Origin of the sequence: Nocardia albiluteola (assembly GCF_018860155.1) — a bacterium.
Classification (GTDB): Bacteria; Actinomycetota; Actinomycetes; order Mycobacteriales; family Mycobacteriaceae; genus Nocardia; species Nocardia albiluteola.
Window position 1 is genome coordinate 22,416 of the sequence record NZ_JAHKNI010000029.1, and the last position, 25,347, is coordinate 47,762.

The 25,347-nt window shown below is 65.8% G+C and carries 26 protein-coding genes and 1 pseudogene; 19 read left to right on the top strand and 8 right to left on the bottom strand.

Going from position 1 to position 25,347, the window contains the following annotated elements:
* The first annotated feature begins 35 nt into the window (after positions 1-35).
* The gene (locus tag KO481_RS41795; protein WP_245402284.1) at positions 36-722 is read left to right on the top strand and encodes an alpha/beta fold hydrolase; all 687 of its coding nucleotides are present in this window, start codon (positions 36-38) and stop codon (positions 720-722) included.
* Positions 723-985: 263 nt separating this feature from the next.
* Here KO481_RS41795 and KO481_RS41800 read toward each other — a convergent pair whose 3' ends face one another.
* The 4 genes and pseudogenes from KO481_RS41800 to KO481_RS41810 all read right to left on the bottom strand — a co-directional run bounded on the left by KO481_RS41800 (position 986) and on the right by KO481_RS41810 (position 2,229).
* A complete protein-coding gene (locus KO481_RS41800) occupies positions 986-1,276 on the bottom strand; it encodes a hypothetical protein (RefSeq protein WP_215924158.1) in 291 nt (96 codons plus the stop codon).
* Positions 1,273-1,737: a DUF5994 family protein gene (locus KO481_RS41805; protein WP_215924160.1), complete on the bottom strand. Its 465-nt coding sequence runs from the start codon at positions 1,735-1,737 to the stop codon at positions 1,273-1,275. The genes KO481_RS41800 and KO481_RS41805 overlap by 4 nt, the downstream gene beginning before the upstream one ends.
* A gap of 34 nt (positions 1,738-1,771) precedes the next feature.
* Positions 1,772-2,008: pseudogene (locus tag KO481_RS45005) on the bottom strand (DUF5994 family protein); the annotation flags it as partial.
* A 59-nt stretch (positions 2,009-2,067) separates the two neighbouring features.
* A complete protein-coding gene (locus KO481_RS41810; protein ID WP_215924162.1) occupies positions 2,068-2,229 on the bottom strand; it encodes a hypothetical protein in 162 nt (53 codons plus the stop codon).
* 446 nt (positions 2,230-2,675) lie between these two features.
* Between KO481_RS41810 and KO481_RS41815 the strand changes: the two genes are divergently transcribed.
* The 5 genes from KO481_RS41815 to eno all read left to right on the top strand — a co-directional run bounded on the left by KO481_RS41815 (position 2,676) and on the right by eno (position 7,670).
* Complete coding sequence (locus KO481_RS41815; protein WP_215924164.1) at positions 2,676-3,395, top strand: GntR family transcriptional regulator; 720 nt, start codon at positions 2,676-2,678, stop codon at positions 3,393-3,395.
* A gap of 399 nt (positions 3,396-3,794) precedes the next feature.
* The gene (locus tag KO481_RS41820) at positions 3,795-4,532 is read left to right on the top strand and encodes an SDR family NAD(P)-dependent oxidoreductase (RefSeq protein WP_215924166.1); all 738 of its coding nucleotides are present in this window, start codon (positions 3,795-3,797) and stop codon (positions 4,530-4,532) included.
* Positions 4,533-4,584: 52 nt separating this feature from the next.
* Positions 4,585-5,415, top strand: a complete 831-nt coding sequence (locus tag KO481_RS41825; RefSeq protein ID WP_308166991.1) for a fumarylacetoacetate hydrolase family protein — start codon at positions 4,585-4,587, stop codon at positions 5,413-5,415.
* A gap of 3 nt (positions 5,416-5,418) precedes the next feature.
* Entirely contained in the window at positions 5,419-6,390 is a 972-nt protein-coding gene (locus tag KO481_RS41830; RefSeq protein ID WP_215924170.1) for a phosphotransferase, read from the top strand.
* The gene (eno, locus tag KO481_RS41835; protein ID WP_215924172.1) at positions 6,387-7,670 is read left to right on the top strand and encodes a phosphopyruvate hydratase; all 1,284 of its coding nucleotides are present in this window, start codon (positions 6,387-6,389) and stop codon (positions 7,668-7,670) included. Before KO481_RS41830 ends, eno begins: the two co-directional genes overlap by 4 nt.
* Positions 7,671-7,750: 80 nt before the next feature.
* On the opposite strand, the gene KO481_RS41840 is transcribed toward eno, so the two are convergent.
* Positions 7,751-8,392 (bottom strand): GntR family transcriptional regulator, encoded by a 642-nt coding sequence (locus KO481_RS41840; RefSeq protein WP_215924174.1) that lies wholly within the window; start codon positions 8,390-8,392, stop codon positions 7,751-7,753.
* 145 nt (positions 8,393-8,537) lie between these two features.
* Between KO481_RS41840 and KO481_RS41845 the strand changes: the two genes are divergently transcribed.
* The 8 genes from KO481_RS41845 (at position 8,538) to KO481_RS41880 (ending at position 16,646) form a co-directional block, all read left to right on the top strand.
* Positions 8,538-9,551, top strand: a complete 1,014-nt coding sequence (locus KO481_RS41845) for a substrate-binding domain-containing protein (protein ID WP_215924176.1) — start codon at positions 8,538-8,540, stop codon at positions 9,549-9,551.
* Positions 9,552-9,628: 77 nt separating this feature from the next.
* Positions 9,629-11,140, top strand: coding sequence for a sugar ABC transporter ATP-binding protein (locus KO481_RS41850; RefSeq protein ID WP_215924178.1), 1,512 nt, complete (start codon positions 9,629-9,631; stop codon positions 11,138-11,140).
* 1 nt (position 11,141) lies between these two features.
* A complete protein-coding gene (locus KO481_RS41855; protein ID WP_215924180.1) occupies positions 11,142-12,155 on the top strand; it encodes an ABC transporter permease in 1,014 nt (337 codons plus the stop codon).
* Between the two features lie 44 nt (positions 12,156-12,199).
* Complete coding sequence (locus KO481_RS41860) at positions 12,200-12,868, top strand: RraA family protein (protein ID WP_215924182.1); 669 nt, start codon at positions 12,200-12,202, stop codon at positions 12,866-12,868.
* A gap of 45 nt (positions 12,869-12,913) precedes the next feature.
* Entirely contained in the window at positions 12,914-13,786 is an 873-nt protein-coding gene (locus tag KO481_RS41865) for an SMP-30/gluconolactonase/LRE family protein (protein WP_215924184.1), read from the top strand.
* The gene (locus KO481_RS41870; protein ID WP_215924186.1) at positions 13,783-14,733 is read left to right on the top strand and encodes a DUF4432 family protein; all 951 of its coding nucleotides are present in this window, start codon (positions 13,783-13,785) and stop codon (positions 14,731-14,733) included. The genes KO481_RS41865 and KO481_RS41870 overlap by 4 nt, the downstream gene beginning before the upstream one ends.
* Positions 14,733-15,542, top strand: a complete 810-nt coding sequence (locus KO481_RS41875) for an SDR family NAD(P)-dependent oxidoreductase (protein ID WP_215924188.1) — start codon at positions 14,733-14,735, stop codon at positions 15,540-15,542. The genes KO481_RS41870 and KO481_RS41875 overlap by 1 nt, the downstream gene beginning before the upstream one ends.
* A 48-nt stretch (positions 15,543-15,590) precedes the next feature.
* Complete coding sequence (locus KO481_RS41880) at positions 15,591-16,646, top strand: mannonate dehydratase (protein ID WP_215924190.1); 1,056 nt, start codon at positions 15,591-15,593, stop codon at positions 16,644-16,646.
* Positions 16,647-17,033: 387 nt separating this feature from the next.
* Here KO481_RS41880 and KO481_RS41885 read toward each other — a convergent pair whose 3' ends face one another.
* A complete protein-coding gene (locus KO481_RS41885; RefSeq protein ID WP_215924192.1) occupies positions 17,034-17,882 on the bottom strand; it encodes a Rossmann-fold NAD(P)-binding domain-containing protein in 849 nt (282 codons plus the stop codon).
* 205 nt (positions 17,883-18,087) lie between these two features.
* Here KO481_RS41885 and KO481_RS41890 point away from each other — a divergent pair, with 205 nt between their 5' ends.
* The 5 genes from KO481_RS41890 (at position 18,088) to KO481_RS41915 (ending at position 22,849) form a co-directional block, all read left to right on the top strand.
* Positions 18,088-19,167: an NAD(P)H-dependent amine dehydrogenase family protein gene (locus tag KO481_RS41890; RefSeq protein WP_215924249.1), complete on the top strand. Its 1,080-nt coding sequence runs from the start codon at positions 18,088-18,090 to the stop codon at positions 19,165-19,167.
* Complete coding sequence (locus tag KO481_RS41895) at positions 19,164-19,649, top strand: carboxymuconolactone decarboxylase family protein (RefSeq protein ID WP_215924194.1); 486 nt, start codon at positions 19,164-19,166, stop codon at positions 19,647-19,649. Before KO481_RS41890 ends, KO481_RS41895 begins: the two co-directional genes overlap by 4 nt.
* A 970-nt stretch (positions 19,650-20,619) precedes the next feature.
* Positions 20,620-21,129, top strand: a complete 510-nt coding sequence (locus tag KO481_RS41905) for a hypothetical protein (RefSeq protein ID WP_215924198.1) — start codon at positions 20,620-20,622, stop codon at positions 21,127-21,129.
* 386 nt (positions 21,130-21,515) lie between these two features.
* Positions 21,516-22,193: a sensor domain-containing protein gene (locus KO481_RS41910; RefSeq protein ID WP_215924200.1), complete on the top strand. Its 678-nt coding sequence runs from the start codon at positions 21,516-21,518 to the stop codon at positions 22,191-22,193.
* A 428-nt stretch (positions 22,194-22,621) separates the two neighbouring features.
* A complete protein-coding gene (locus KO481_RS41915; protein ID WP_245402285.1) occupies positions 22,622-22,849 on the top strand; it encodes a hypothetical protein in 228 nt (75 codons plus the stop codon).
* A 209-nt stretch (positions 22,850-23,058) separates the two neighbouring features.
* On the opposite strand, the gene KO481_RS41920 is transcribed toward KO481_RS41915, so the two are convergent.
* Both KO481_RS41920 and KO481_RS41925 read right to left on the bottom strand, forming a co-directional pair.
* The gene (locus tag KO481_RS41920) at positions 23,059-24,429 is read right to left on the bottom strand and encodes a sensor histidine kinase (RefSeq protein WP_215924202.1); all 1,371 of its coding nucleotides are present in this window, start codon (positions 24,427-24,429) and stop codon (positions 23,059-23,061) included.
* On the bottom strand, positions 24,426-25,118 hold the full coding sequence (locus KO481_RS41925) for a response regulator transcription factor (protein ID WP_215924204.1): 693 nt from the start codon (positions 25,116-25,118) through the stop codon (positions 24,426-24,428). The genes KO481_RS41920 and KO481_RS41925 overlap by 4 nt, the downstream gene beginning before the upstream one ends.
* Positions 25,119-25,347 lie beyond the last annotated feature (229 nt).

Here is a 25,347-nt window from a genome sequence, read left to right on the forward strand (position 1 = left end):
TTGCGAGCGCATTCCGAGCCCGCAAGGAGAACGAAATGAACCCGGATCTGGACTCGACGCCGATCGTGTTCCTCAGTGGAGCAGGTCTTCCGGCCTGGATCTGGGACGGGGTCCGCGCGGACCTGCCTGTCGAGTCGGTCGTGGCCGCGTATCCGAAGCGGGCTGACGCGCGTCTTGTTGACTGTGTGTCCTCAGTGCTGGCGCAGGCGCCGGAGGGCTCGTTCACGATCGTTGCCCATTCGATCGGCGGTGTCGTGGCAAGTCAGATCGTGGCGACTGCGCCCGAGCGCGTTGCCGGGCTGCTCGGGGTCGCCGCCTCGTTCCCCGCCGCCGGAACGTCGTTCCTTGCGGCATTACCTGCGCCGCAGCGTGTTGTTGTGGGCCTTGTCATGCGTGTCGCGGGAACTCGTCCTCCCGAGAAGGCGATCCGCTCGGCGCTGTGCGCTGGCCTCGACGAGGGCGACACCGCTCGCATTGTGGCGGAGTTCGAGCCGGAATCCCAGCACCTGTATCGGGACAAAGTGTCCAGCAGGACGTTCCCGGCGCGCAGCGGGTATGTCGTGACCACGGCGGACCGACAGTTGTCCGCCGCGATGCAATATCGGCACGCGGCCGAACTCGGCTCCGGATTCCGTCGTGAGCTGTCCACCGGGCATCTGCCGATGCTGCAGGATTCCGCTTCGCTGGCGAAGGTCGTCCAAGAGTTCACTGCCAACGTGTGAAACCATCGACACCTGCGCGGAACAATCACCCTGGCGGGGACACAATGTCGGCGGACAGCGTGCGACGGCCGGCACCAGGCCGATCAGGATCACCCGCCGCGCCCCGAACGGTCAGCGCCCGTGCCGGTCCCGCTTGCATACCTCTCCGTGGTGTTCTTCGATGACGTGGTCGAGTCGGTGGCGGATCGCGGGATCGGTTGTGGCGGCTCGTGTTCTACGAAGCGCGGCGAGATCGCGCATCAGTTCCAGGTAGTCTTTCTCACTCACTGCGGACATCGGCTACCCCCGCCCCCGCCGCCGGCGACAGCGGTCCACTTCGCGTAGGTTCGTGCTCCGATTCTCTGGGTGCATCGGTCGTACGGCCGGGGCTGTCCAGTTGCCCACCGCATCCGGGTGCCGGCCTGTTCGGGCGTGGTGTCGGCGGGTATGACGAGTAGTGCCAGTCGGGTGCCCTTCAGGCCGTACAGGTGCATGATGCCGCCCTGTCCGCCGTCGCTGAAGGTGGATGCCGCTGTGTTCCAATCGAATCCGATTCGAGCCAGTTCGCCGGTCATTCTGAAATGTCACCAGGGGTGTTTCGCCCGGCCCTGAGCAGGTCGGTGATGGTCGATGTGTTGCCTCTGGCGGCCGCGGCCGCCATCGTGACGAGCGCGGAGTGGACGGTGGTGCAGGGCGGGACGATCAGTAGCGCGACCCTGCTGCCGGCGAGCCCGACAACGTCGAGGGTGTGTGGCGGCTTGCGGTGGAACCCGCCGAGCCGCACCCAGCTTGCACCGACGGTGAATCCGGTCGGTGCTTCATCCCAATCGTCGAGGTGGTAGATCACGTGGTGCACGAGGCCGAGCCGGGTCGCCAACACCGTGAGCAGGCCCGGCAGCTCGGTGGTGAGGTGATGGCTGTGGGGCCACCACGCACCGTCGACCCATCCGGTGTGCGGTGGTTGGGTGTCGACCAGCAGACGCAGCGAATGTGCGGGTGGCACGGGATTGTCGTATCGGGGTTGCGGTGAGGCCATGATCGATGCTCCCGTCTCGGCGCGCGGGCCGAATTCATGCGCCATAGTCGCAGCGCGGCGGCTCTGCCGGTGCGGTTGGTGCGTTCTCGGGCGCCGGCTGCGGGGTGCCGTGGGGGTATCGGTCCAGTCGCACCGTCTGCCCGGCGAATACGAGTTCGCCACAGGTACTCGCCCGGTCACCGAGACGACAAGTAACCCGATGGATGGGATCGAGCCCCACTGCCAAGACCGTGAGCAGGGCCGACAGCTCGCTGGCAAGTTCGTGGTCGTGGGGCCACCATGTCGGCCGCGCTCACATGCGCGTAGACAGCAACCTCTGTAATTGCCATGTCAGCGCTTGAACGCGCCCCTCAGATTGTGCTCCAGCCAGTCGAAGGGGCCGTGACTCCCTGTACGCCCTTCGGTGGGGCCCCGGGCACCGACGTCGCGGAAGCGTTTCTCAATGCCTTCCTTGGCGGTCCAGATTCGATGCGTGATCTTGTTCTCGGTCATCGGAAAAGATCCCGTCCCCGGATGTACGGTTCGGCCGCGGCAGCCAGATCGGCCGACCGTTCGACGCACGGACCGGTTATCGCTACAGCATAGCTTCGGCTACCCAATATGTCTACACTGTAGAATTACACAGTTGACATACGCCTCTCGCCACACAACGCGGCCTGGCTGGATGCCCTCATTACCGTCCTGAAGCCGACCGGCATGGCCGCGCAGCAGATGCTGAACTGCGCGTACCTCCTCGACAGCCACGCGCGGTACGGCGCCAACCTGCATCGCAACACCCCCCCAGGTCAGAAACACCCAGGTCGAATGGTTGAAATCTCCAGGCCCCCAATTGATCTCGACTATATTGGCAGTTCAGTGCCGGTCGTGACGACTCATGGGGTGCGGCTCTCCCATCAGGCCGTTCATGTACAAGTACGCAAGCATGCGACGATAGATCGGTGAGCACCAAGCCGCACGGCACCGGTGACGTACACCGGATGGCACCCATCCGGCGTGAACGCGTCCGCGCACGCACATCCGACCGGATCTACGACGAGTTGGTCTCCGCTATTCGAACCCTGCGCATCCCACCGGGCGCGTCGCTGTCCGAGACCGACCTGTCCGCCCAGCTGGAGGTCAGTCGCACGCCGCTGCGTGAGGCAATCGTGCGTCTTGTCGACAACGGGTTGGTGTCCGTCGTACCGCAGGTGGGCACGCGGGTGGAGCGAATCCGGTTACAGGACGTGGAGGAAGCGCGCTTCGTCCGTGAAGCCCTGGAACTGGCCGCCTTTGCGGAGGCATGCGAACGGCAGGACCGCGATGTGAGCACAATGCGGGCGCTGCTCATCGAGCAGGAACGTTGCCGTACAACCCACGACCTCAGTGCCTTCTTCGCCGCGGACGAGGCGCTGCACCAGCAGATCTTTGTGCTCAGCGGGCACAGCGGTGCCTGGACGATGATGCAGCCGATGAAGCTCCAGCTCGACCGGCTACGTCGGCTGAGCCTTCCCGAATCCGACACGGTACGGGAGCTGATCGACGAACACACCGCGATCGTCGACGCGCTGGAGGCAGCTGACATCGAGCGCGGTCAGACACTGCTCCGCGGACACATCAGCCGGGTACGCCGCTACGGTCGTATGTTGCGCGAGCAATATCCCGACTACTTCGCTGACTGACCCGAAGACGTGGAACCGGCACTCGGGGCTCGATACTGACCCCGTCGACTTATCGAATGGCCTGGGCGTAGCGGACCTCGGCCGCCAGCGCGGCCTCGGCGCCGACTGGCGACGCCGGTCCTGGACTGTCCGGGCTCGCGCAAAACGTCACCGACTACACCGATCTCATCGCCGCGAACCGGCAGCTGAATACTTGCATACAAGAAGACTGGTATGCAAGATTGTGGTCATGATTTCCGACACCGCCACCTGAGGCGACACCTCTCCCGCCGCCTACCGCCGCCGCGGACGAGCCCACACGATCGGGCTATCCGCGCGGCGTGCCGGGGGAGGCCCTCGGCATCGGGTAGGCCACACGACGTTTCCATTCATCGACGAATTCAGAAGCTGGAGTAGCCAATGGCACGCTTTGACGGCCGCAAGGTCCTGGTCACAGGGGCAGGTTCCGGTATCGGCTGGGAAATGACCCGACTGTTTCTCGAAGAGGGCGCCCAGGTGATCGGCGCGGACCTCGACCCCGACAGCCTGCCCGCTGGGGCGCACGCTGTCCGGGCCGACATCAGCGTCGAGGACGATGTCGCCCGATTGTTCGATACCGCGGCTCGCCTATTCGGTGGCGGAGCCGACATCCTGTGCAACAACGCGGGAATCGGTTCGACCACCGATGTCTTGGACGCCACGGTCGAGGAATGGGACCGCGTATTCGCGGTCAATGTCCGTGGCACATTCCTGTGCACCAAATACGCGCTACCGCACATGCTCGGCCAGGGCAACGGAGTCATCGTCAACACTGCCTCGGTCGCGGGGATGATCGGGCTCCCCGACCGGGCGTCCTACTCCGCGAGCAAAGGGGCGGTCATCGCACTGACCAAGCAGGTCGCCGTGCAGTGGGCCAAGCAGGGAATCCGCTGCAACTGCATATGCCCGGGCACAGTGGATTCACCGTGGGTGGGCCGGCTACTGGCGCAAGCGGGCGATAGCGATACCCGGCGCGCGCAGCTCGTTGCCCGTCAGCCCATGGGCCGGCTGGCGCAACCCGTGGAAGTGGCCAAGGCAGCACTGTATCTGGCCAGCGACGACGCGGCATTTGTCACCGGCAGCGAATTCGTCATCGACGGCGGAATTCTCGCCGGCTGACCTCCTGACACCGAACACAACGACTGAGAACGGGTAGAAGATGCGCATTGGTGTGACAGCCGGCCGAGCGAAGATAGTCACGGGCGACCGGGCGACCGACATCGCGGATGCGAGCGGAGGGCGCTTCGGGCCCGACCCCCTGGCGGTCTATGACCGGTGGGATGAATTCCTGCTCTGGGCCGGCGGTGTCCCAGCCTCCGATAGCGAGCCATTCGAGGTAGACAAGGCCGACGCCCCCGTACCGCTACCCCGGCAGCTGTTCGGAATCGGGCTCAACTATCGCGCTCACCAAATCGAATCAGGGCTACCGGAACCGGAGTTCCCGCTGGTGTTCACCAAGTTCCCCAGCTCGGTGACCGGCCCTCGAGGCACTATCGAACTGCCGACCGACCAGGTGGACTGGGAAGTCGAGCTGGCCGTGGTGATCGGGCGCCGCGCCCATCGCGTCACAGCCGACCGGGCATGGTCGTTCGTCGCGGGACTGACCGCGGCGCAAGACATTTCCGCGCGCGACGTGCAGATGCGGCCATCCGGGACACCGCAGTTCAGCCTCGGCAAGTCCTTCCCCGGCTTCACACCTCTGGGGCCGGTGCTGGTCACCACCGACGAGTGGGAAAACCCGGACGCGATCGCGCTGTCGTGCGAGGTCAGCGGTCAGCGGATGCAAGCCAGCAATAGCTCGGACCTCATCTTCGACGTCAGCACGCTTATCGCCTACCTGTCCGGCATCGTGACGTTGCTGCCCGGTGACGTGATTCTCACCGGCACCCCATCGGGTGTCGGCCTGGGCCAACAGCCACCGCGTTACCTGACCGACGGCGACGAAATCGTCACTCGCGTCGGGGATCTGGAAATGCGTCACCACGCCCGTAACCGGAGGTGAGCAGTGTTCACCACCGAGACCATCATCCCGTACCTGATCGGCCGTGGCGTACTTCCCCGGGGCAGCGCCGCCGCCGCGTACCCACTGTCCGGAGGGGTCTCGAACGAGGTGCTCGCAGTGCGGGGAGACGGGGTGGACGTCGTGGTCAAGCAGGCGCTACCGCGCTTGCGGGTGGCGCAGGAGTGGGTCGCCGACCCCGCCAGAATTCTGGTCGAGGCCGCGGCGCTCCGCCTGGCCGGCGAACTGGACCCCACCGCGGTACCAAAGGTGATCGACACCGACGACCAAGCGCTGACCCTCACCATCGAACGCGCACGCGGACAGTGGACCGACTGGAAAACCCAACTCCTCGCTGGAACCATCGACCCCGCGGTCGCCGGGACCGTCGCCACCGCACTCGCCCGATGGCACACCGGCACCGCCGACCGGAGCAGCCTCGCCGCCGACTTCGGTAACACACACTTCGAGAGCCTGCGCATAGCACCGTTCTACCGCGCGGCAGGCGCGGCCCACCCCGGCGTTGCCGGGAAGGTCGACGCGTTGGCCGACCAGCTGCTGCGCGAGCGCACCTGCCTGGTACACGGCGACTTCTCTCCGAAGAACATCCTGGTGAACGGTACCGACGCCTGGGTCATCGACTGGGAGGTTGCCCACTACGGGTCCCCGGTCTTCGATCTCGCCTTCCTCAACACCCATCTGCTCCTCAAAGCGGTCCACCGGCCCGAGGACACTCTCGGCTACCACGGGGTGGCGGACGCCTTCAACCACGGGTACACCAGTGCGGTGCACGGCGACCTGGTCCCGGAATCCGGGCAGCTGGCCGCGCACGTCGGATGCCTACTGTTGGCGCGGGTCGACGGCAAATCTCCAGCGGAATATCTCACCCACAGCGGCCGCGGACGGGTACGAGAGCTGGCCCTTGCCGCGCTCCACCGCGCGGCCGACCTCGAAGAACTCTGGAAGACCATCTCATGACGGACACACGCATCACTTCCCTGCTCGCGTGGGAAGCACTGGACTCCCGCGGGACCCCCACGGTCGCCTGCGAGGTACTGCTGGCCTGCGGCGCCCGGGGGCAGGCGATGGCGCCCTCCGGCGCCTCCACCGGCACCCACGAGGCGGCCGAGCTGCGCGACGCCGATCACCGCTACGCCGGACGTGCCGTCACGCGAGCCGTCGCCAACGTGGAGACCACACTCGCCGAGGCCGTTCACGGCCTCGACGCTCTGGACCGATCCGCGGTCGATACTGCTTTGCTCGCCACCGATACCGATGCCGCGCTGTCGAATGTGGGAGCCAACGCGGTGCTGGCGGTGTCGGTCGCGGCCGCGCTCGCCGCCGCCGATGCCCGCCGAATGCCCTTGTACCGCAGCGTTCTCGACGCCGGAGCCGCACCGTTGCTGCCGCTGCCGATGGTCAATGTCATCTCCGGCGGCGCACACGCAGGCGGCGCGATCGATATTCAGGACATTCTCGTCGTCCCGGTGGGCGCCGACTCGTTCCGCCAGGCGCTCGAATGGTGCTGGAGTGTCCGGCGGGGCACAGCCATGGCGGCCGAACAGCGCGGTCTATCGACTGCTCTCGTCGCAGACGAAGGCGGGCTCGCCTTCCCCCTGACGCGCAACCGCGACGCCTTCGACCTGGTCACCGAAGGGATCCACCGCGCCGGACTCGAGCCGGGGACGCAGGCAGCTATCGCGGTGGACGTCGCGGCCACCCAATTCTTCCAGGACGGCCGATATCTTCTCCGCACCGAAGACCGCGCGCTGACCAGCGCCGAACTCATCAGCGAATTCACCGAGTGGACAACCACCTACCCGCTGATCTCCATCGAAGACCTTCTCGCCGAGGACGACTGGGACGGCTGGGAACAGGCCACCGTACAGCTCGCCAGCACCCAATTGCTCGGCGACGACCTGTTCGTCACCAACCCGGCCCGGCTGCAGCGCGGAATCACCCATCACGTCGGCAACGCGGTGCTGGTCAAACCGAACCAGATCGGGACCCTTACCCAGGCGCGGTCCGTCGTGCGCGCCGCGCACGATGCGAACTACCGGACGGTGCTCTCCGCCCGCTCCGGCGATACCGAAGACAGCTGGCTCGCCGACCTGGCTGTGGGCTGGCGTACCGGCCAGATCAAGGTCGGTTCCACCATGCGCTCCGAGCGCACTGCCAAATGGAACCGGCTACTGCACATCGAACGCGAACTCGGTGCGGCGGCGGAATTCGCAGGCTGCGACGCCATCCGCCGGTGACTTCGATACGTTGCCGCGCAACGGGATCAGATCACGGTGCGGTTGAGGCCGCTGCCGGACCGATCCCGTGCAGGCACCGCTCATGGGGTGAAATACCCCGGGTGCTCGGACTGGACCCTTCCGGCCTGGTCGAGCACGTGCCGAGAATGTACCGTGATGACGCGTATACCCTCCTCGACGTCCCTGTTCTCGAGCAGATCCACAATGCGTATGTGCTCGTCGATGACGTCCCGCGTGATCACGGTCTCGGAAAACGCCAGTCGGCGAAGTCGGTCCAGCTGGAGCTTCGAGCGCTGTATCACGTTCCAGAGCCCCGGATAACCGCCCAGCCTGAAGATCTCCTGGTGCAGATCCTCATCCGAGACGAAGAAGGCTTCGACGTCGCGGTCGGCCACCGCCTGCTCCTGACGTAGCAGAATGCGCCGGAGCTCGCCGACATCGCCACCGGATTCGCAGGCTTGCTGGAATGCTGCCGTCTCGAGGGCGCGGCGAATGAAGCAGGCTTCCCGGGCCTGCGAGAGGTCGATGAGTGCCACGCTGGTCCGGACCTGGGAGACGACGCTGAGTAGGCCCTGATCGACCAGCCGGGAAATGGCTTCCCGCAACGGCGTCCGGCTTACCCCCAGCTGCACGGAGAGCTCGGCCTCGGACAGGAGAGCCCCTGGCTCGAGCCGCAGGTCCCGGATCGCCGACATGAGCTCGTCGTGGACCCGGTCCGACATGCGCTGCCGAGTAGTGCGGGCGACCTGCCGCAGACCTGCAGACGGTGCGGGTGGCGGCGGCCCCTCAGCGGACCGGGAAGTAGAAGTCATGCTCGATTTTGACTCATCGGGGGGCTTGTATACAAGTATGTTTGAACTCTAGTATGTGAGCCACCTGCAATCAAAGGAGATTGGAATGCAGCGGAGATTTCTCTCACTCGTCGCCGCCGGGGTCTTGACCGTTCTTGCGGTCTCGGGGTGCGGGCCTGCGGGCAGCGGTGGTGCGGGCGGCAGTGGCAAGAAGCTCACGGTCGGGCTGATCATGCTCCAGGGCGACGAATACTTCCGGGGGATCCAGACGTCGTTGGAAGCGGCGGTGAAGGCCGACGGGGGTACGGTCATCGCGGCCAACTCGAACAACGATGCGGGCGCGGAGGCTGCCGCCGCGCAGAACATGATCCAGCGCCAGGTCGACGCGATCATCATGCAGCCCGTTACCGTCGCCGGCTCGCTGGCGACGATGAAATCGATCAAGGGTGCGAGCATCCCGCTGATCTGCTACGGCAACTGCACGGCCGACGCCACGAGTCCCTCCGTTGTCAAGGGTGTCGTCCAGTCCGACAACACGGCCCTGGGAACGGCGACCGGAAAAGCCGCCGCGGAATACATCAAGAGCAAGCTCGGCGGGTCGGCAAGGATCGGCATCCTGAACTGCGACAGCGCGGCCGAAACCTGCAAATTGCGCAAAGCCGGCTTCAAGAAGGCGCTCCAGGATGCGGGCGTGACGGCCACCTATGCCTCCGACCAGGAGGGATTTCTCGCGGACAAGGCCACCACTGTCGCCACCAACATGCTCTCCGGGGATCCCGGCATCAACCTGCTCTGGGCCGCCAATGAGGGGGGCACCGTCGGGGAGGTGACCGCGGTCGGGCAGTCCGGCAAAACCATTCCCGTCTTCGGTACGGACATCTCCAAACAACTCGCCGGCTTCCTGCAGGACAACAACAACATTCTTCAGGCCACAACCGGGCAGGACCCGCAGACCACCGCGAAGGACGCATTCGAGCAGGCCAAGAACGCCGTTGCGGGCAAGGCGAACTCCCCGCTGGAAACCGACCTTCCCGGAATCACCTATACCCGTGACGATCCGGCCGCAGTGAACAAGTACCTGGGCAAGTAGGAACAGGAACGGCCACGTGCCGAGGCCCTTGCGCGCCCCGGCACGGTGTCTGCCCGGTCAACGATGAAGGAACGCTTGTGGATAAGACTGCTCCCCCGATCCTGGAATGCATTTCCCTCAGCAAAACCTATGGAACCGTCAAGGCGCTGGTAGACGTCAACCTCACCCTGCGTGCGGGGGAGGTGCGGGCCCTGCTCGGGAAGAACGGGGCCGGGAAGTCGACCCTGGTGAACCTCATCTCCGGGTCCCAGCAGCCGGATCCGGGCAGCGGAAGACTGCGCGTGTCCGGCAAGGAGGTGCACTGGAGCCGGCCGGGCGACGCCCGGGCCGGCGGCATCGCCATGGTGCACCAGGAGTTCAGCCTCGTGCCGGGACTGTCGGTGGCGGAGAACATCACGCTCGGTCGCTGGCCCGAACGCCGGGGCTTCATCGATGCCAAGACGTTGGAAGACAATGCCCGGCGGGCCATCGAGATGCTGGGCGAACCGATTCCGCTCTGGCAGGAAGTCGGCAACCTTTCCCTGGCACAGCAGCAACTCGTCGAAATCGCCAAGGCACTTCTCGACGAGCCCAGGGTACTGATCCTGGACGAGCCGACCAGCGCCCTGAACAGTCACGAGGTCCACGCGCTGCTGGCCCTGATCCGACGCCTGGCCGGTCAGGGAGTGGCAATCATCTATGTTTCGCACCGGATGAAAGAGATCCCACTGGTTGCCGACACACTCACCGTGTTGCGAGACGGCCGCGAAGTGCAGACCTTCGGAGCGCACGAAGCGAGCGCCGAGAAGGTGGCCGCGCTCATCGCGGGCGATAGCGGCCAGGTGGCGGCCCGGATAGCGCACCGGGATCGTCGTGACCAGCCGGTCGTACTGTCGGTGCGGGACATGCACATCCCCGGTGTGCTGGGCGGCGTCGACTTCGATCTGCACGACGGTGAAGTGCTCGGCATTGCCGGGCTACTGGGATCGGGGCGGACCGAGCTCCTCGAGGCCATCTACGGCCTGCGACCCGTCGTCCGGGGCGAGGTGTCCGTGGCCGGCGAACGCATCCTGCGTCGCCGACCCCGCCGCATGCTGGCCAGGGGAGTCGGACTGACCCCCGAGGACCGGAAAGGCTCCGGAATCGTGCCGATGCTCGGGGTCGGGGAGAACATCCTGCTCTCGGCCCGGGGCCGGGTGCTGCCGCGGTTCTGGATCAAGCCCCCGCGCGAGGCCGCCGTGACAAAGGAAACGCTGCGCGCGCTCTCGATCGTCGCATCGACATCGGGTCAAGAGATCGGCACGCTGTCCGGCGGAAACCAGCAGAAAGCTGTGATCGGCCGGCTGCTGGCGGCGAAGATGTCGGTGCTGCTGCTCGATGAGCCGACCCGCGGCATCGACGTCCACGCCAAAGGCCAAATCTACAAGCTCATCCGAGAGCTGGCCGAAAACGGGATTTCCTCCATCTTTGTCTCCTCGGAGCTCGAGGAACTCTCGGAAGTCTGCGACCGCGTCCTGGTGCTCAGGGATGGCCGGATCCGAGACGAAGTCGTCGGGGCCGGTGCCACGACGGAAAAGCTATTGGCACTTGCCATGAAAGAAGGCAACTGAAATGTCCCACCCGGAAGTCATGCAGCCCCAAAAAAGGGCCGTCGAATCCGAGGCCGGCGGCCTGTTCACGCGCATCCGCTCCTGGGAGGGCATCGGCCTGCTCGGCGTGCTGGTGCTGGTCTTCCTGGTGCTGTCCGTCACCGCACCGAACTTCCTCAGCGCGCGCAATCTGCTCAACATTCTTCAGCAAGCCGCCTTCTTCGGGATTGTTGCTTTCGCTATGACGCTGGTCATCGTCGCCGGCGAGATCGACATCTCCGTGGGATCCCTGGCCGCGCTGTCATCTGCCCTGCTGGGAGTCATGGTCGTCAACCTCGGATTGCCGATGTGGGCCGCGTGCATCGTGGTGCTCGCCGCCGCCGCTGCCATCGGCGCCTTCGCCGGATGGATCCGGGCGGTATTCGGGGTGCCGACCTTCATCGCCACGCTGGCCCTGTATCTGGGACTGCGTGGAATGGCCATGCTGATCACCAACACGTTCCCGATTCCCGTCGACTCCGGCAAGTTTTTCTACTGGGGGAGCGGAAAGATTGCCGGAGTCATTCCCGTCCCGGCCATCTATCTCCTGATCGTCTTTATCGTGATCGCGGTAATCGCACGCAAAACGGTGTTCGGCCGGTCGATCTACGCCGTGGGCGGAAATGCCAAATCCGCCGAATTGTCCGGCATCAACGTACGCACCATCCGGATTTCGGTGCTGGCGATCTCCGCGTTGACCGCGGCGGTTACCGGGTTGCTCCAATCCGCACAGCTGTCCTCCGGAAACGGCACTATCGCCAACGGACTGGAGTTCGATGCGATCGCCGCCGCCATCATCGGCGGCGCCTCGCTCAGCGGCGGCAAGGGGACCATCGTCGGGACCCTGATCGGTGTCCTGTTCATCGCCGTACTCATGAACGGGATGGTGCTGCTGGGGGTCGACCCCTATGCCCAGCAGGTCGTTCGCGGCGCTGTCGTCCTCGTCGCGGTCCTGGTGAACGTATGGCGCTCACGCCGGGCGACAACCTCGACCTGACCTGCGGGCCACCGCCACCCGAGGATCATCGACACAAGGAAGAAATGGTCACGATACCGCCCAACGACACCGAACGATTCGATCTCGTTGCCGCTTCGCTCTACACCCCGGTGCTCGGCGACGTCCTGGATGCGCTCGGCCGGACACACCAGTTCCTACCGGCTGCGGTGCAGCCGCTACTGCCCACCATGACCGTGGTCGGCCGGGCGATGCCGGTGCTGGTCGGGGACGTTTTCGGAATGCCGGCGAAGCCTTTCGGCAAACTGACCGAAGCCCTGGACGCTTTGCGGCCCGGCGACGTCTACCTGGCCCGCCGCGGCCGTCTCGATTGCGCCGCCTGGGGCGAGATCATGACTACGGCCGCACGTGCCGCAGGGGCGGTCGGCGCCGTCATCGATGGGTACCACAGGGACACCGACAAGGTCTTGGACCAGAAATTTCCGGTCTTCAGCCGCGGCAGCTACGGCCAGGATTCGGGAGTCCGCGGCACTGTGCTCGACTACGGGATTCCCCTCGAAATCGACGGTGTTCAGATCACCCCCGGAGACCTCGTCGTGGGAGACCGGGACGGCGTCCTGGTCATCCCGGCCGCCCTCGAGGACGAAGTGCTGGCCCGCGCGTTGGACAAAGCCGGCGCCGAGAACCAGGTCCGCCTCGCCATCGAACAGGGAATGAGCACCACTGAAGCCTTTGCGACCTACGGCGTCCTGTGAACGCCGCAGCTACAGCCCGCGATCGACAGCGAGAGGAGCAGAACGATGGGTTCCGTAGAACTTTTTCCGCAGCCTGACGTGGTGATCCGTGCCCAAGCCACGGTCGGTGAAGGACCTGTCTGGGACCGGCGGACCGGACGGTTGTGCTGGGTCGACATCAACAACGGCCTGCTCTTCGAGAACGACCTCGCGACCGGCGGGCAAAGCACCTCCGCCCTGGACACCCTCCTGGGCGCGGCGGCACCCCGGGCCCAGCACGAGGGATTCGCGGTCGCCGTCTCCGACGGTCTCGGGATCTTCGCCGACGGAAAGCTGGAAATCCTGGACCCGGTACTGCCCGAACCCACCCGGCGCATGAACGACGCCAAATGCGACTCGCGCGGCCGGCTCTGGGCCGGGAGCACCCACCTCGACTTCGTCCCCGGCGTCGGCGCCCTGCACCGATGGGACGGGCAGGCGCCCAGCAGTGTCGTGGCGACCGGATTCGCCCTGCCCAACGGCCTGGGCTGGAACGCCGAGGACACCACCATGTACCTGGCGGACAGCATGGCCAACCTGCTTTTCAGCGCGCCCTATCGCAGTGACGAAGGCGAGGTCGGACCATTCACCCCGCTGTGCGAGATCGACGGCGGCCTGCCCGACGGGCTCGCCGTCGATCTGGACGGATGCCTGTGGGTCGCGATCTGGGGAGGCAGTGAGGTGCGCCGGTACGACCCCTCAGGCGAATTGATCGGACGGATCCCGATGCCCGTCGAACAACCGTCCAGCTGCGCCTTCGCCGATGACGGAACGCTGTACATCACCTCGGCGTCGGCAGACATCCCCGAAGACCGGCTCAGCAAGCAGCCCCTCGCAGGCTCTGTCTTCGCGGTCGCCACCAACACCGCCGGTGTTCCCGTCCAGCCCTTCGCCGCATGAGCCCGCGAACCCTCGACCTCACGAGCCCGGATCTACAGGTCAGCATCGATCCCGGAAGAGGAGCGGACGTCCTCTCGCTCGTCCACCGGCGCACCGGAGTGGACGCGCTCTTCCGGACGCCATGGCGGGAACGCGCCGACGCGGTCCGCGACGGGCAGCGGCCCTCGACATACGACCCGGTCGCCGGATGGCTGGAGCAGTATCGGGGCGGCTGGCAGACATTGTGTCCGAACGCCGGCGACCCTCGGTCCGTCCACGGCGCTCCCGTGGCATTCCACGGTGAAGCCTCGGTCGTGCCCTGGCGGGTCGATGAAGCATCGACCGGCTCAGCTCGGCTGCAGGTGGAGCTGTTCTCGATCCCGGTGCGCATTGATCGGGTCATCGAGCTCCAGGGCCCGCGGCTGCACCTCGCCGATACGCTCACCAACCTGAGCGACATCGATCTGGAATTCGACTACTCGAGCCACCCCGCCCTCGGCGGCCCATTCCTGGACGGGGACTGCCGGCTCGACACCGGCGCTCGCCGGTTCACCAGCGACCCGGAGCGGGAAACAGCGATCGACTCCGGCTCGGAACACCGCTGGCCCGAGGCCATCACAACATCAGGAGAGCGTGTCGATCTGCGCCGAATCCCCCCGCGTGGTAGCTCACGCGAAGTGTTCGGGTGGCTGCACGACTTCACCGAGCACTGGGTCTCGGTCACCAATCTGGACCTGGGCCTGACGGTCCGCCTCGACTGGGACGGCACGCACCTGCCCTACGCATGGCTGTGGCAGGAACTCAATGCCACCCAGCAGTTCCCCTGGTATGGGCGGGCCCGCGCGATGGCCATGGAACCGGCAAGCATGCAGACAAGCGGTCCGGACCGGCGAAGCGCCCTGCACCTTGGCCCCCGGGCTGCGATCGAGATCCCACTGAGCATCAATTTCGACGACAGGAGTGCGTGATGGGTGAACACGACGAACGGGTCGCCCTCGTCACCGGCGGATCCCAAGGCATCGGCAAGGGCATCGCGCTGGCATTGGCCCGGCAAGGTTCGGCCATCGTCTGCCACGGGCAGACCGAGGACCCTGCCCAGGAAACGGCGGCGGAAATCAACCGCGCAGGCGGCAAGGCGATCGCGGTATGGGGACCGATCGGCGCTTCCGATACCAGCCGGTTCGCGGTCGAGCAGGCCATCTCCCGGTACGGTCGGCTCGATACCCTCGTGACCTCCGCCGGAATTCAGCGGTACGGCGACGTTCCCTCCACCCCGGAGGAAACCTGGGACGAAGTTTTCGACGTGAATGTCAAAGGAGTCTTCCTCGCCGCCCGTGCGGCCCTGCCCTACCTGCGCCAGAGCCCGGCCGGTGCCATCGCCATCATCTCCTCCGTGCAGGCCACCGCGACCCAGAACAAGGTTGCCGCGTACACGGCGAGCAAAGGCGCTCTCAACGCCCTGACCAGGGCGATGGCGGTAGACGAAGCCGAGTACGGGGTCCGCGTCAACAGCATCAGCCCCGGCTCGGTGGACACACCCATGCTCCGCACGTCGGCGGCGCTGTTCAGCGACGGCTCGGAAGAGAGCGCCCAACAGATCGTCGCGAACTGGGGCACTGCCCACGCCCTCGGCAGGGTCGCCAGGCCCGAGGAAATCGGGGAAGTCGTCTCCTTCGTGACCAGCCCTCGGGCCAGCTTCGTCACGGGAGCGGAAATCCGGGTCGATGGAGGCCTGCTCGCCCGCATCGCCGCCCCTCTTCCCGATACGAAGAACTAAAAGCACCGACGCAATGCCCGAATCGACCAGGGCCAACTGAAAGGTTGCATGATGATTCAACTGAGCGAAATGCTTTCCCCCCGGCCCGAGCCGCTCTGGAAATTGATCAAGCAATGCGGGGTCGACAACGTCGTCGCCCTCCTCAACGGAGCCGAACAGGACCAGCGCATGTTCGCCTCCGTCGGCAAGGACGGGTTCTCAGGGACTCCTTCCGACGATATTCCGTGGGGCGAGGCAGCGATCAGACGCGACATCGAAATTTTCGCCGAACACGGCCTCAAAGTAATCGCCATCGAGGACACGGCCCCCATGGACAAGGTCCGCCTGGGGCTCCCTGGGCGGGACGAACAAATCGAAAACATTCTCACGCAGATACGCGCGATGGGCCGGCTGGGAATCCCGACCCTGTGCTACAACTGGATGGCCATCTCGAGCTGGGGCCGCACGAGCGTGGACATCATCGGGCGCGGGGGAGCCCTGGTCACCGGGTTCAGGGCAGCGGACGTAGCAAGCTTGCCCCCGCTCGCCGAACCGGGCGAGATCACCGAAGATCAGTTGTGGGATGCGCTGGGCTACTTCCTCGACGCCGTCATCCCGGTTGCCGAAGAAGCCGGAGTCAGGCTCGGGATGCACCCCGACGACCCGCCCCGCGCCACGGGCCGCAACGTGCCGCACATCATGCGCTCCCCCGAGGCATTCCGGCGGCTGTTGTCGCTGCGCCCCTCCACGAGTAACGGCATCACGTTCTGCCAGGGCAATTTCGCCCTGATGGACGCCGACCTACCCGCATTGATCAGGGAATTCGGCGGCCTGGACCGAATCAGCTTCGTGCACTTCCGCGATGTCCGGGGCACCGCCGACGACTTCCAGGAAACCTTCCACGACGAAGGCCAGACGGACCTACCCGAATGCATGCGCGCCTACGCGGAGGTCGGTTTTTCCGGACCCATGCGTCCGGACCACGTCCCCACCATGCATGGCGAATCCAACGATCGCCCGGCATATGGCGCCCTGGGGCGCCTGTTCGCCATCGGATACATTCGCGGCCTCGAACAGTCGGTCTATGGCAAGCCTCTGCTCCCGATGGAACATGCCCTTTCTTAAGACCGCGGGCACCTTTTGTGCGTGCCTTGTTACCCATGTGCCGACCGAATGAGGGGCCGCAGGTCACACAGTGCCTGACGGTGCTGTGTGACCTGCGGAAATTTGCTATCTATTCGTCAATAATCCGGCCGACGTGTGGCTCCCTTCTGTCAACGGCCACGAATTCATCTGACCGTCGTCCGGGAGGAACATCCCCGCATGACTCTGCGTGATCCGCAAAATGACGAAGGTATCGACGATGTCGCTGATGTCACCGATCCACCCGACCGGATGCATAGGGCCAGGGCTTCGTGAGTGGACGGGTGTGAGCACTGCGGGGAGCGCGATGGTCATGACACCGGGCCGGCGGGTGCCCAGGGGTCGACGGGAACATGGACAAAACGCGGCCTATTCGCCCGGTGGGTTCCAGACGCCGGTGGCGGCCACCGTTTTCGCGTAGTCGGCGAAGTCGCGCGGCTCCCGGCCCAGTGCCCGCCGCACACCGTCGGTGATCGGTGTGTTGCGCCCGTCCATGACGGCGCCGAAAAGGTAGTCCAGCAGGGTGATCACGTCGGAGGGGACCTGGTATTCGGTGAGCGCGGTGACGAATTCGGGGCGCGACACCGGGACGAAGGCGATGTCGCGGCCGGTGGCGGCCGCGATCTCACCCACCGCGTCGGCGAAGGTGAGGGCGCGGGGGCCGGTGAGCTCGTAGAGCCGGCCGTGGTGTCGGCTGTCGGTCAGGGCGGCGGCCGCGACCTCAGCGATGTCGTCGGCGTGTACGAACGGTTCCGGCACACCACCGTTGGGCAGGGCGAGCGCTCCGGCCCGGATATCGTCGACGAACGCGCCCTCGTCGAAGTTCTGCATGAAGAAGCTGCACCGCACCACGGTCCAGGCCAGGCCCGAATCCTGCACGATCCGTTCACATTCCACGGCCTCGGGCTCGCCGCGCCCGGAGAGCAGGACCACCGACCGGACGCCCGCGGCCCGGGCCGCGGCGACGAAGGCGTGGACGGCCTCCGGAGCGCCGGGGACCGCCAGGTCGGGCTGGAACGCGAGGTACATCGCGGTGACGTCGGCCAGGGCCGCGTCCCAGGTGCCGCGGTCGGTCCAGTCGAAGGGAATGGAGGCGGTGCGCGAGCCGATCCGGACCCGGGCGCCGGCCGCGTCGAGCAGGGCCGCGACGCGCCGTCCGGTCTTTCCGGCGCCGCCGGTGACGAGGTGAAGGGGCTGGTTGATGCTGTTTTCCGTCATGCGTTCAGTACACCGGTGCGCGGGCCGTGGCGACATCGTCGAGGCGCTCGCCCGCATACGCGGGCGTCTACGCAGGAGCCGTGGACGCGTTGGCCGGCGAATCGTGCCGCGGCGACGTCTACGGGGGGTGTCGCGGCAGCCGAAACGTCGTCGCGGGCACGGAGAAATCACAGTCACTGAACCAAGCGCTTGCTACGCTCATTCGATGATCCCCACGATTGTTTGGGGCACCGGCAATGTCGGCCGCGCGGCCATCCGCGCCGTCGACGCGCACCCGGCGCTGGAACTCGCGGGCGTGCTCGTCCACAACCCGGATAAGGTCGGCCGCGATGCGGGTCGGCTCGCGGGACTCGACTACGACCTCGACGTCCCGGCGAGCGCCGATATCGATGCGGCCCTGGCGGGCGGCCCTCGGGCCGTGGTGTATGCGGCTTCGGGCGATGTCCGTCCCGATGGCGCGCTCGCCGACGTCGTCCGGGCCATCGAGGCCGGCGCGGTCGTCGTCACCCCGGCGCTGTACGCGCTCTATGATCCGCGCAGCGCCCCACCCGAAGTGCGTGATCCGGTGCTGGCAGCCGTCGTGCGAGGTGGTGGGTCGTTGTTCGTCTCCGGTGTCGATCCCGGCTGGGGCAATGACGTGCTCCCGCTGCTGATGAGCGGACTCGGCAGCACCGTCGATGTGATCCGCTGCCAGGAGATCTTCGACTACGCCACCTACGACCAGCCCGATTCGGTACGCTTTCTGGTCGGTATGGGCCAGCCGATGGACTATCTGCCGCCGATGGTGGCGCCCGGCGTCCCGACCATGGTGTGGGGCGGGCAGATTCGATTGATGGCGCGGACGCTGGGCGTCGAACTCGAGGAGATCCGTGAAACCCTGGACCGGCGCGCGCTCGACGCCACGGTGACTACCGAACGGATGGGGGAGTTCGCCGCGGGTACGCAGGGCGCGCTGCGCTTCGAGGTGCAGGGGATCGTAGCGGGCGAGGCATGCATCGTCATCGAGCACGTCACCCGCATCCACCCGTCCTGCGCGCCGGACTGGCCGACGCCACCGGACGGCGAGGGCGCGCATCGCGTGCTCATCGAGGGCCGCCCGCGCATCGAAATCACCGTCGAGGCCACCGACGAGGACGGAAACCGTTCCGCAGGCGGCAATGCCACCGCGGTCGGCCGAATGGTGAACGCTATCGACTGGCTCGTCGACGCCGAACCCGGACTCTATGACGCGCTCGAAGTCCCACTGCGCCCCGCAGTAGGCAAGCTCGGAAGGAAACACCCGTGATCATCGACATACCCGAGGGCAAGGATCCGATCGGTTACGTATGGGGCGAGATGGTGCCCGGCATCGGCCTCGCCGCCTCGAACTTCTCGCTGTCGGTGTATTCGCATTCCACCCTCGGACTGCGCGAATTCGAGGCGGCGCGATTGAAGATCGCCCAGGTCAACGGCTGCGTCTTCTGCCTGGACTGGCGCACCGAACGCGACGGCCAGAAGGTGGAGCCGGAGTTCGCGGACGCGGTCACCAACTGGCAGACCACCGAACTGTTCGACGAACGAACCCGGCTGGCCGCTGAATACGCCGAGCGCTACGCCACCGATCACCACAATCTCGATGATGAGTTCTGGGATCGGATGCGGGCGCACTACAGTCAGACCGAAATCGTCGAATTGAGCATGAGCATCGGGTCGTGGTTGGCCTTCGGGCGGCTGAATCACGTGCTCGGGGTGGATTCGGTATGTGTACTGCCCGGACATTCGTCATAGGCGAATGACTGACGCCGAGCATCGTGCGATCGAATGCCTCGATGACTGCGAGTCCGCAACCCGCCCCTCGGTGTGGCGCATGCGAGTGATCGAATTCCGCAGGTGCGCGAACGCATCCATGACATGGCCGAGGATGCGACCGAGGAAGGCACTGACCGGCGAACAGTCGCTGCGCGAATCTGCCAGCGGCGCTGACTATTTCAGTCCGCTGGCGATCAATGGATGCCGTCCGGGCGGTTAACCTCCATCTTTCACGGGGGTGATGTGCTGGCCTGATCGGGTACGGCAGGGCTGGGGTCCCGTTCAGCGGGTGGCTGCCGGGTTTCCACCGGACCCGGAATGGTTGCCTTCCGTCTCGTTGGGGCGAGTTGGTGCTGGTCAGCCTGGTTGCAGACGGGTCAGTACGGTAAGCGCCAGGCCGGTCCGGGGGGTGTGGTCCGACAGGCGCAGGTGGGTTCGCCGGGCGTGGCGTGCGAGGCGGGCGGGGATCGAGAACAGCCGCCGCCGAAAAGTTTTCGGTCTGATGCCATCGATGAGCTGTCGTTTCGTCCATTTCGGCGGGCGGCCCGCCTTCATGCCACGAGGCAGCAGCGGTGCCAGCCGCGCCCACTGGGCGTCAGTCAGATTCGCTCGCCTCGTCACCGATACGCTGGTCACGAGGTCTCCGGTATCTCCGGTTTTGCTTGGTCGCTAAACCACCTACCGGAGACCTCGCCATCCTCTTCTCATCGACACACCAATGCCGACAACATTTTTCAACTGACCAGCTGGTAGGTGCCGCTCGGCGGCATCCACCAACTCACACCACTTTTGACACGCGGCCTAGCGTCCATCAGCGCCGGAATATAAGGCGGTCCTGCTCGTTCCGGTCTGCCAGAAGACCGACACCAGCCACCTAGCGCTCTTGTGGGTGGTCACACCGTCGGCGCGCCTTACGCCCCGGCTTTGCAGCATTAATTACCATTTCTGTATGGACTGGCTGAACCTGCTTGTTCCACCGGTTGTCGGTGCGTGTATGGCTGGTGTTGTTACCCTTCTTGCTGCGTTAGTAGGCCCCGGAACTTACCGAGGCTGGCGTATCAAGAAACTACTGGACCTAGTGAAAGATCTTGATAGACACCAGTTTCCCGGACAGCGTGCGGTGCTTCTCGACCAGGTTAGGTGCCTTGCGACGCAGATGGCGGCGATCTATAAGGTTCCTCAAGAGTGGCGCCTATTGATGGTCAGTTACCTGCTTTATGGCGCATTGGCGGGCAGCACTTTTGCCCTTATCTCCCTGGCGTCGTCGGCGTCAGGGATGTTCCTGCTACTGGGCTCTATTGTTGTTGTAATTCTAATTTCCGTCACTTACGTGGCAATGAAGCCAGCCCAAGAGGCTTTGAATTACGTAAAATTTCACCGTGCGGAATTTATTCGGCGGGGGTTGCCGGAATCGTATGAGCTTCCACCGCGGCCAAGACCTTGGTGGTTCCGGAAATAGGACCATGGTGAATGCCGCATGAATTGCACTGCCGCACCGGCTTTCAGCTAACCAGGGGTGCCGGGGCCCGTTTCGACATGGAGCCCCAGCGCGCGCAGTCGCCCTGCGGCCTGCGCCACAACCGCGTGCGTACCCGACAGCACGGGTGTGCGACCCGTGCGTTCCACCTCACATACCAGCGCCACCGCGGTGTGCAAGCTGAGCTGTGGCGGGCGGCGATCAGCCATACCGTGGCGGGAGCAGTCGGAGGCGGTGCCGCGAGCGTGGGCCAGCCGAACTCCTGCCCACCTACGGGCGAGTGGCAATTCCATCCCTCCCTGGGGGTAGCCCGATCTCATACCAGGGTTGGATGGGATCTCGCTGGGCGCGGTCCTAGCGTTGTCCGCGTGACGATTATCCGGCGTTTGGGCCTCGACTTCGCATACACGTTCTTGGGATTACCCCTCGCATTGATCAGTTTCAGCCTCCTTGTGTCCCTTTTCGCGGCGAGTATCGGCACAGCGGTGATCTTCATCGGGATTCCGCTGCTCGCGCTGACGCTGCTGCTCGCGCGCGGCTTCGCCGACATCGAGCGCGTACGCCTACAGCAGCTGACGGGCAGGGCGGCACCACGGCCTCGGTACGCCGAGGCGCCCGAGGGAGCGGGATGGTTCCGCCAGATCACCTCACCGATCAGGCAGGGGCAGAGCTGGCTGGATCTGTTGTACGCCGTCGTCAACCTGCCGATCGCGATCGTCACATTCGTGTTGCCTATCCTGTGGTGGGCAATCACGCTGGGTGGTTTGACGTACTGGTTCTGGGGCAGGTTCATTCCCCTTGGTGACAGCCACGACATAGTCATCGAGACGATCATGGGCTCGGACACAGCCCACAATCGGACAGTCTTTTACACGATCGTCGGCGCCGTAGCGCTGCTCACCGTGTACACCGTCCAGCGGGGCAGCGCCGCCCTGCAGGCCGCCTTCGCGCAGACCTTGCTCACCCGGCTCGCCGTTATGCAGGGACGCATCCAGGATCTGACCACCACCAGCAGAGCGGCGGCCGTCTCCGCGGAGGCAACGTAGCAGCATGTCCTGACTTATCGCAGATGCGGCATTCGGAGCGTTCGCCGTAGCCGGCGCCGCACGCCGCGTCGGCCTCGGATCACGAGATGACCACCCTGCTGTCTCGGGAATCGACAGGCCCGGTAGCTGAGCGGCCGCCGCTCCTACACCACGCTATGGGCCGCAACTCCGCAGCCAGCTCCCTCCTCCGACACAGCGCCTCACGGCGCAAACGAAGTCTGTGCCAGATCCACGATTGGCGTTCCGTTGACAACCGCGTAGGGCCTGGTCGTCGAGTGAGTCATGCTGTGGTAGTCGATGTGTCACGAAATGAGCTCCGCGCCCAAGAGCTGACACCGCTGCGCGGGCGATCATGAAATGTTCACGAAGAGATTGGTTTCCTTTGTGTGGCACGGAAATCCGCGCCACAACGAAAGGACTCAGCTCTCATGATGAAGAACATTCTTGTCACCGGCGCCATCGCGATCGGCCTCGCCGCTGCCGGCACCGGGATCGCCTCCGCCGAAGAGGTCCAGGTCGAGGGCAACTACTCGACCCTGGCCGCCTGCCAGGCCGACGGCCCCCATGTCGAGGTGACCCGCAACAACGACAAGTGGACCAAGTGGGACTGCCGCCAGGGCGACGACGGCCTTTTCTACCTGTACCTGTCGAACTGATCGACATCGCCGCTGGGGTTTCCTCCAAGCCGCTGCCCGGGTGGCTCGCGAGGGGTCGCGCCACCCGGCGTCGCCGCGCACTGCATTCCGAGTGCGGATGGAGGCCGGTATAGACGTTCCCTCCGGCTATACCGGCCTTCACTCGCACTGGTGGAAAGCCGGCGAGAAGCGGTTCATCCCCTCCACCACAGCGAATTCCAGCAGAATGCCTACTGGGTTCTCGTGACGGCGGGCAGTGTTGCCGGCGGCAGCCACAGCGTGGCGATCGCCCCGCCGCCGGCGGCCGGTTCGATGGCGGCGTTGCCGCCGTGCACCTGTGCCACCCAGGCCACCAGAGCCAGCCCGATGCCGTGCCGGCCGCTGCGCCCGGCGACGCCGCGGTCGAACGGGTTGGCCGACAGCGCCGGATCGATGCCCGGTCCGTAGTCGCGGACGCTGATCCGGCCCTCGGCCACCTGCACCTCCACCGGTGCCGATCGGTTCACCGCACCGTGGGTGAGCGCGTTCTCCACCATGTTGCGGATCGCCAGGGTCAGCAGTTCCGGATCGCCGACCACCATCGAGGGCCGGGCGTCCAGGGTGATGCGGTCGTCCGGGATGTCCTCGACGACGGTATCGGCCAGCTGATCCAGCCGCAGCATGGTGCGTTCGGGATCCGCGATGCCTGCCTGCATGCGGGCCCGCGCGAGCAGACCGGTCACCAGCCGCGCCATCCGATCGGCCAGCCCGCGCGTCTCGTCGAGCACCCGGTCCAGGTCCTGCGGTGTGTGCGTCCGGGATTCGGTGATCAGCTTCATGGTGGTCAGTGGCGTTCGCAGCTCGTGGGCGGCGTCGGCGAGGAACTGCTCGTGCTCGTCGAGCACCTGGACCGCGGCTCGCATGCTGCGCCCGGACAGCACGTGCCCGGCTGCGCCGGCGGCGGCCACGATCAGCAGCCCGCCGGCGAACAGGCCGAGCATGAGCAGCCGATGCGCACCGGCCCCGCTCGTCGGCGGCGCGCCCGCCATCACCACGGCGACCCGATCGTTGTCGTCCCAGAACACCGGGGTGGCGGCCACCCGCACCGCTGCGCCGGACACGTCGACCCCGGTGTGCATCCAGGTGGCGTAGATCTGGCCCTGGGACCGGTCGACGGAGTCGGAGGCGAGGATCCCCAGATCGGTGTCGTCAGGCAGCTGCGATCGCAGATGGGTGTACACCTGTCGCCACTTTCCGCCGGTGGCCTTGCGGGTCAGCACGACCACGGCGGTCTGCTGGTTGGTCAGGTCGTCGTTGGCGATGGTGGATACGTCGACGGCCTTGTTGTCGGTGGTGAGCAGCACGGCCCGGGCCAGGCCGCCCGCCACCCGGTCCAGATCGTGATCGACTCCGCGCGCGCGGGATTGGCTGTCGACCCACACCACGCCCACCCCGAGCACCATCGTGCACACCGCGGTGATCGAGGTGACCAGCGCGGTGAGCATCCATCGGGTGCGCCGCAGCCCAGCCAGTGCGGGGCGGGTATTGCTCCTGCCTCCGCTTCGCTCCGGCGCGAGCGAGTACTCGGCCGTGTTCATCGTTCGCTCGCTGCGCTCACTCATGCCTCCGCTTCGCTCGTTAGTAGAACTGGCTCGAGAGCGAACAGGAAGCCAGTGCCGCGAACGGTCTCGATGACCGGCGGCGGACCGAGTTTGCGGCGCAGCTTGGCCACGAGCGCATCGACCACGTTGGAGGTGGGCTCGGCCATTTCGTCCCAGCAGCATTCGATGAGTTCGCTGCGCGAGACCACGCTGCCGCGCCGGGCCGCCATCAACTCCAGTACCGCGAACTCCTTCGGAGTCAACGACAGCAGGATCCCTCCGCGCTGCACCCGGCGGCGCATCAGGTCGATCTCGATGTCGCCCACCATGATCTGCGCCGCGGTCGGCTGGGCCTGACGCCGGCACAACGCGCGCACCCGTAACACCAACTCAGCCAGCGCGAATGGCTTGGCCAGGTAGTCGTCGGCACCGTTCTCGAAACCGGCGATGCGGTCGGCCAGCCCGTCACGGGCGGTGAGGATCAGTGCGGGTACGTTGTGACCGGCGGCGCGGGTGCCGGCGACCAAGTCCAGGCCGTCACCGTCGGGCAATCCGCGGTCGACGACCAGGCAGTCGTAGCGGTTGACCGCGATCTTGAAATCGGCATCGGCTATGTCTCCGGCCGGATCAACGGCGAACCCCGCCGCCCGAAGTCCGGTTGTGACCTCGTGGCACAACCGCTGGTCGTCCTCCAACACCAGAATTCGCACGCACCGACATTAGGCCATGCCTGCGCGCATCGCCGATTTCCTCAGCTGACCGGCCCCCGACCCGACACCACAGGGCGGCCTTGCGCGGTCGATGCGGGCACGCTCGCACCGATGCCAGAGACAGCGAGTCGGTCAGGTACGGATGTCCGAACCCGGAAGACCGTGCTGCCCTGCGCATCTCGAGCCAGCTGACGGCGCACGCCCGCTGGTTCCGCCCGATCCCCAGGTG

Coding starts and splice junctions, on each gene's coding strand:
- KO481_RS41805 (WP_215924160.1), bottom strand. CDS start 1,737: ATGGCCTCACCGCAACCCCGATACGACAATCCCGTGCCACCCGCACAT.
- KO481_RS41885 (WP_215924192.1), bottom strand. CDS start 17,882: ATGACGGAAAACAGCATCAACCAGCCCCTTCACCTCGTCACCGGCGGC.
- KO481_RS41865 (WP_215924184.1), top strand. CDS start 12,914: ATGGGTTCCGTAGAACTTTTTCCGCAGCCTGACGTGGTGATCCGTGCC.
- KO481_RS41875 (WP_215924188.1), top strand. CDS start 14,733: ATGGGTGAACACGACGAACGGGTCGCCCTCGTCACCGGCGGATCCCAA.
- KO481_RS41890 (WP_215924249.1), top strand. CDS start 18,088: ATGATCCCCACGATTGTTTGGGGCACCGGCAATGTCGGCCGCGCGGCC.
- KO481_RS41840 (WP_215924174.1), bottom strand. CDS start 8,392: ATGTCGGACCGGGTCCACGACGAGCTCATGTCGGCGATCCGGGACCTG.
- KO481_RS41820 (WP_215924166.1), top strand. CDS start 3,795: ATGGCACGCTTTGACGGCCGCAAGGTCCTGGTCACAGGGGCAGGTTCC.
- KO481_RS41920 (WP_215924202.1), bottom strand. CDS start 24,429: ATGAGTGAGCGCAGCGAGCGAACGATGAACACGGCCGAGTACTCGCTC.
- KO481_RS41905 (WP_215924198.1), top strand. CDS start 20,620: ATGGACTGGCTGAACCTGCTTGTTCCACCGGTTGTCGGTGCGTGTATG.
- KO481_RS41795 (WP_245402284.1), top strand. CDS start 36: ATGAACCCGGATCTGGACTCGACGCCGATCGTGTTCCTCAGTGGAGCA.
- KO481_RS41800 (WP_215924158.1), bottom strand. CDS start 1,276: ATGACCGGCGAACTGGCTCGAATCGGATTCGATTGGAACACAGCGGCA.
- KO481_RS41915 (WP_245402285.1), top strand. CDS start 22,622: ATGATGAAGAACATTCTTGTCACCGGCGCCATCGCGATCGGCCTCGCC.
- KO481_RS41870 (WP_215924186.1), top strand. CDS start 13,783: ATGAGCCCGCGAACCCTCGACCTCACGAGCCCGGATCTACAGGTCAGC.
- KO481_RS41855 (WP_215924180.1), top strand. CDS start 11,142: ATGTCCCACCCGGAAGTCATGCAGCCCCAAAAAAGGGCCGTCGAATCC.
- KO481_RS41880 (WP_215924190.1), top strand. CDS start 15,591: ATGATGATTCAACTGAGCGAAATGCTTTCCCCCCGGCCCGAGCCGCTC.
- eno (WP_215924172.1), top strand. CDS start 6,387: ATGACGGACACACGCATCACTTCCCTGCTCGCGTGGGAAGCACTGGAC.
- KO481_RS41860 (WP_215924182.1), top strand. CDS start 12,200: ATGGTCACGATACCGCCCAACGACACCGAACGATTCGATCTCGTTGCC.
- KO481_RS41810 (WP_215924162.1), bottom strand. CDS start 2,229: ATGACCGAGAACAAGATCACGCATCGAATCTGGACCGCCAAGGAAGGC.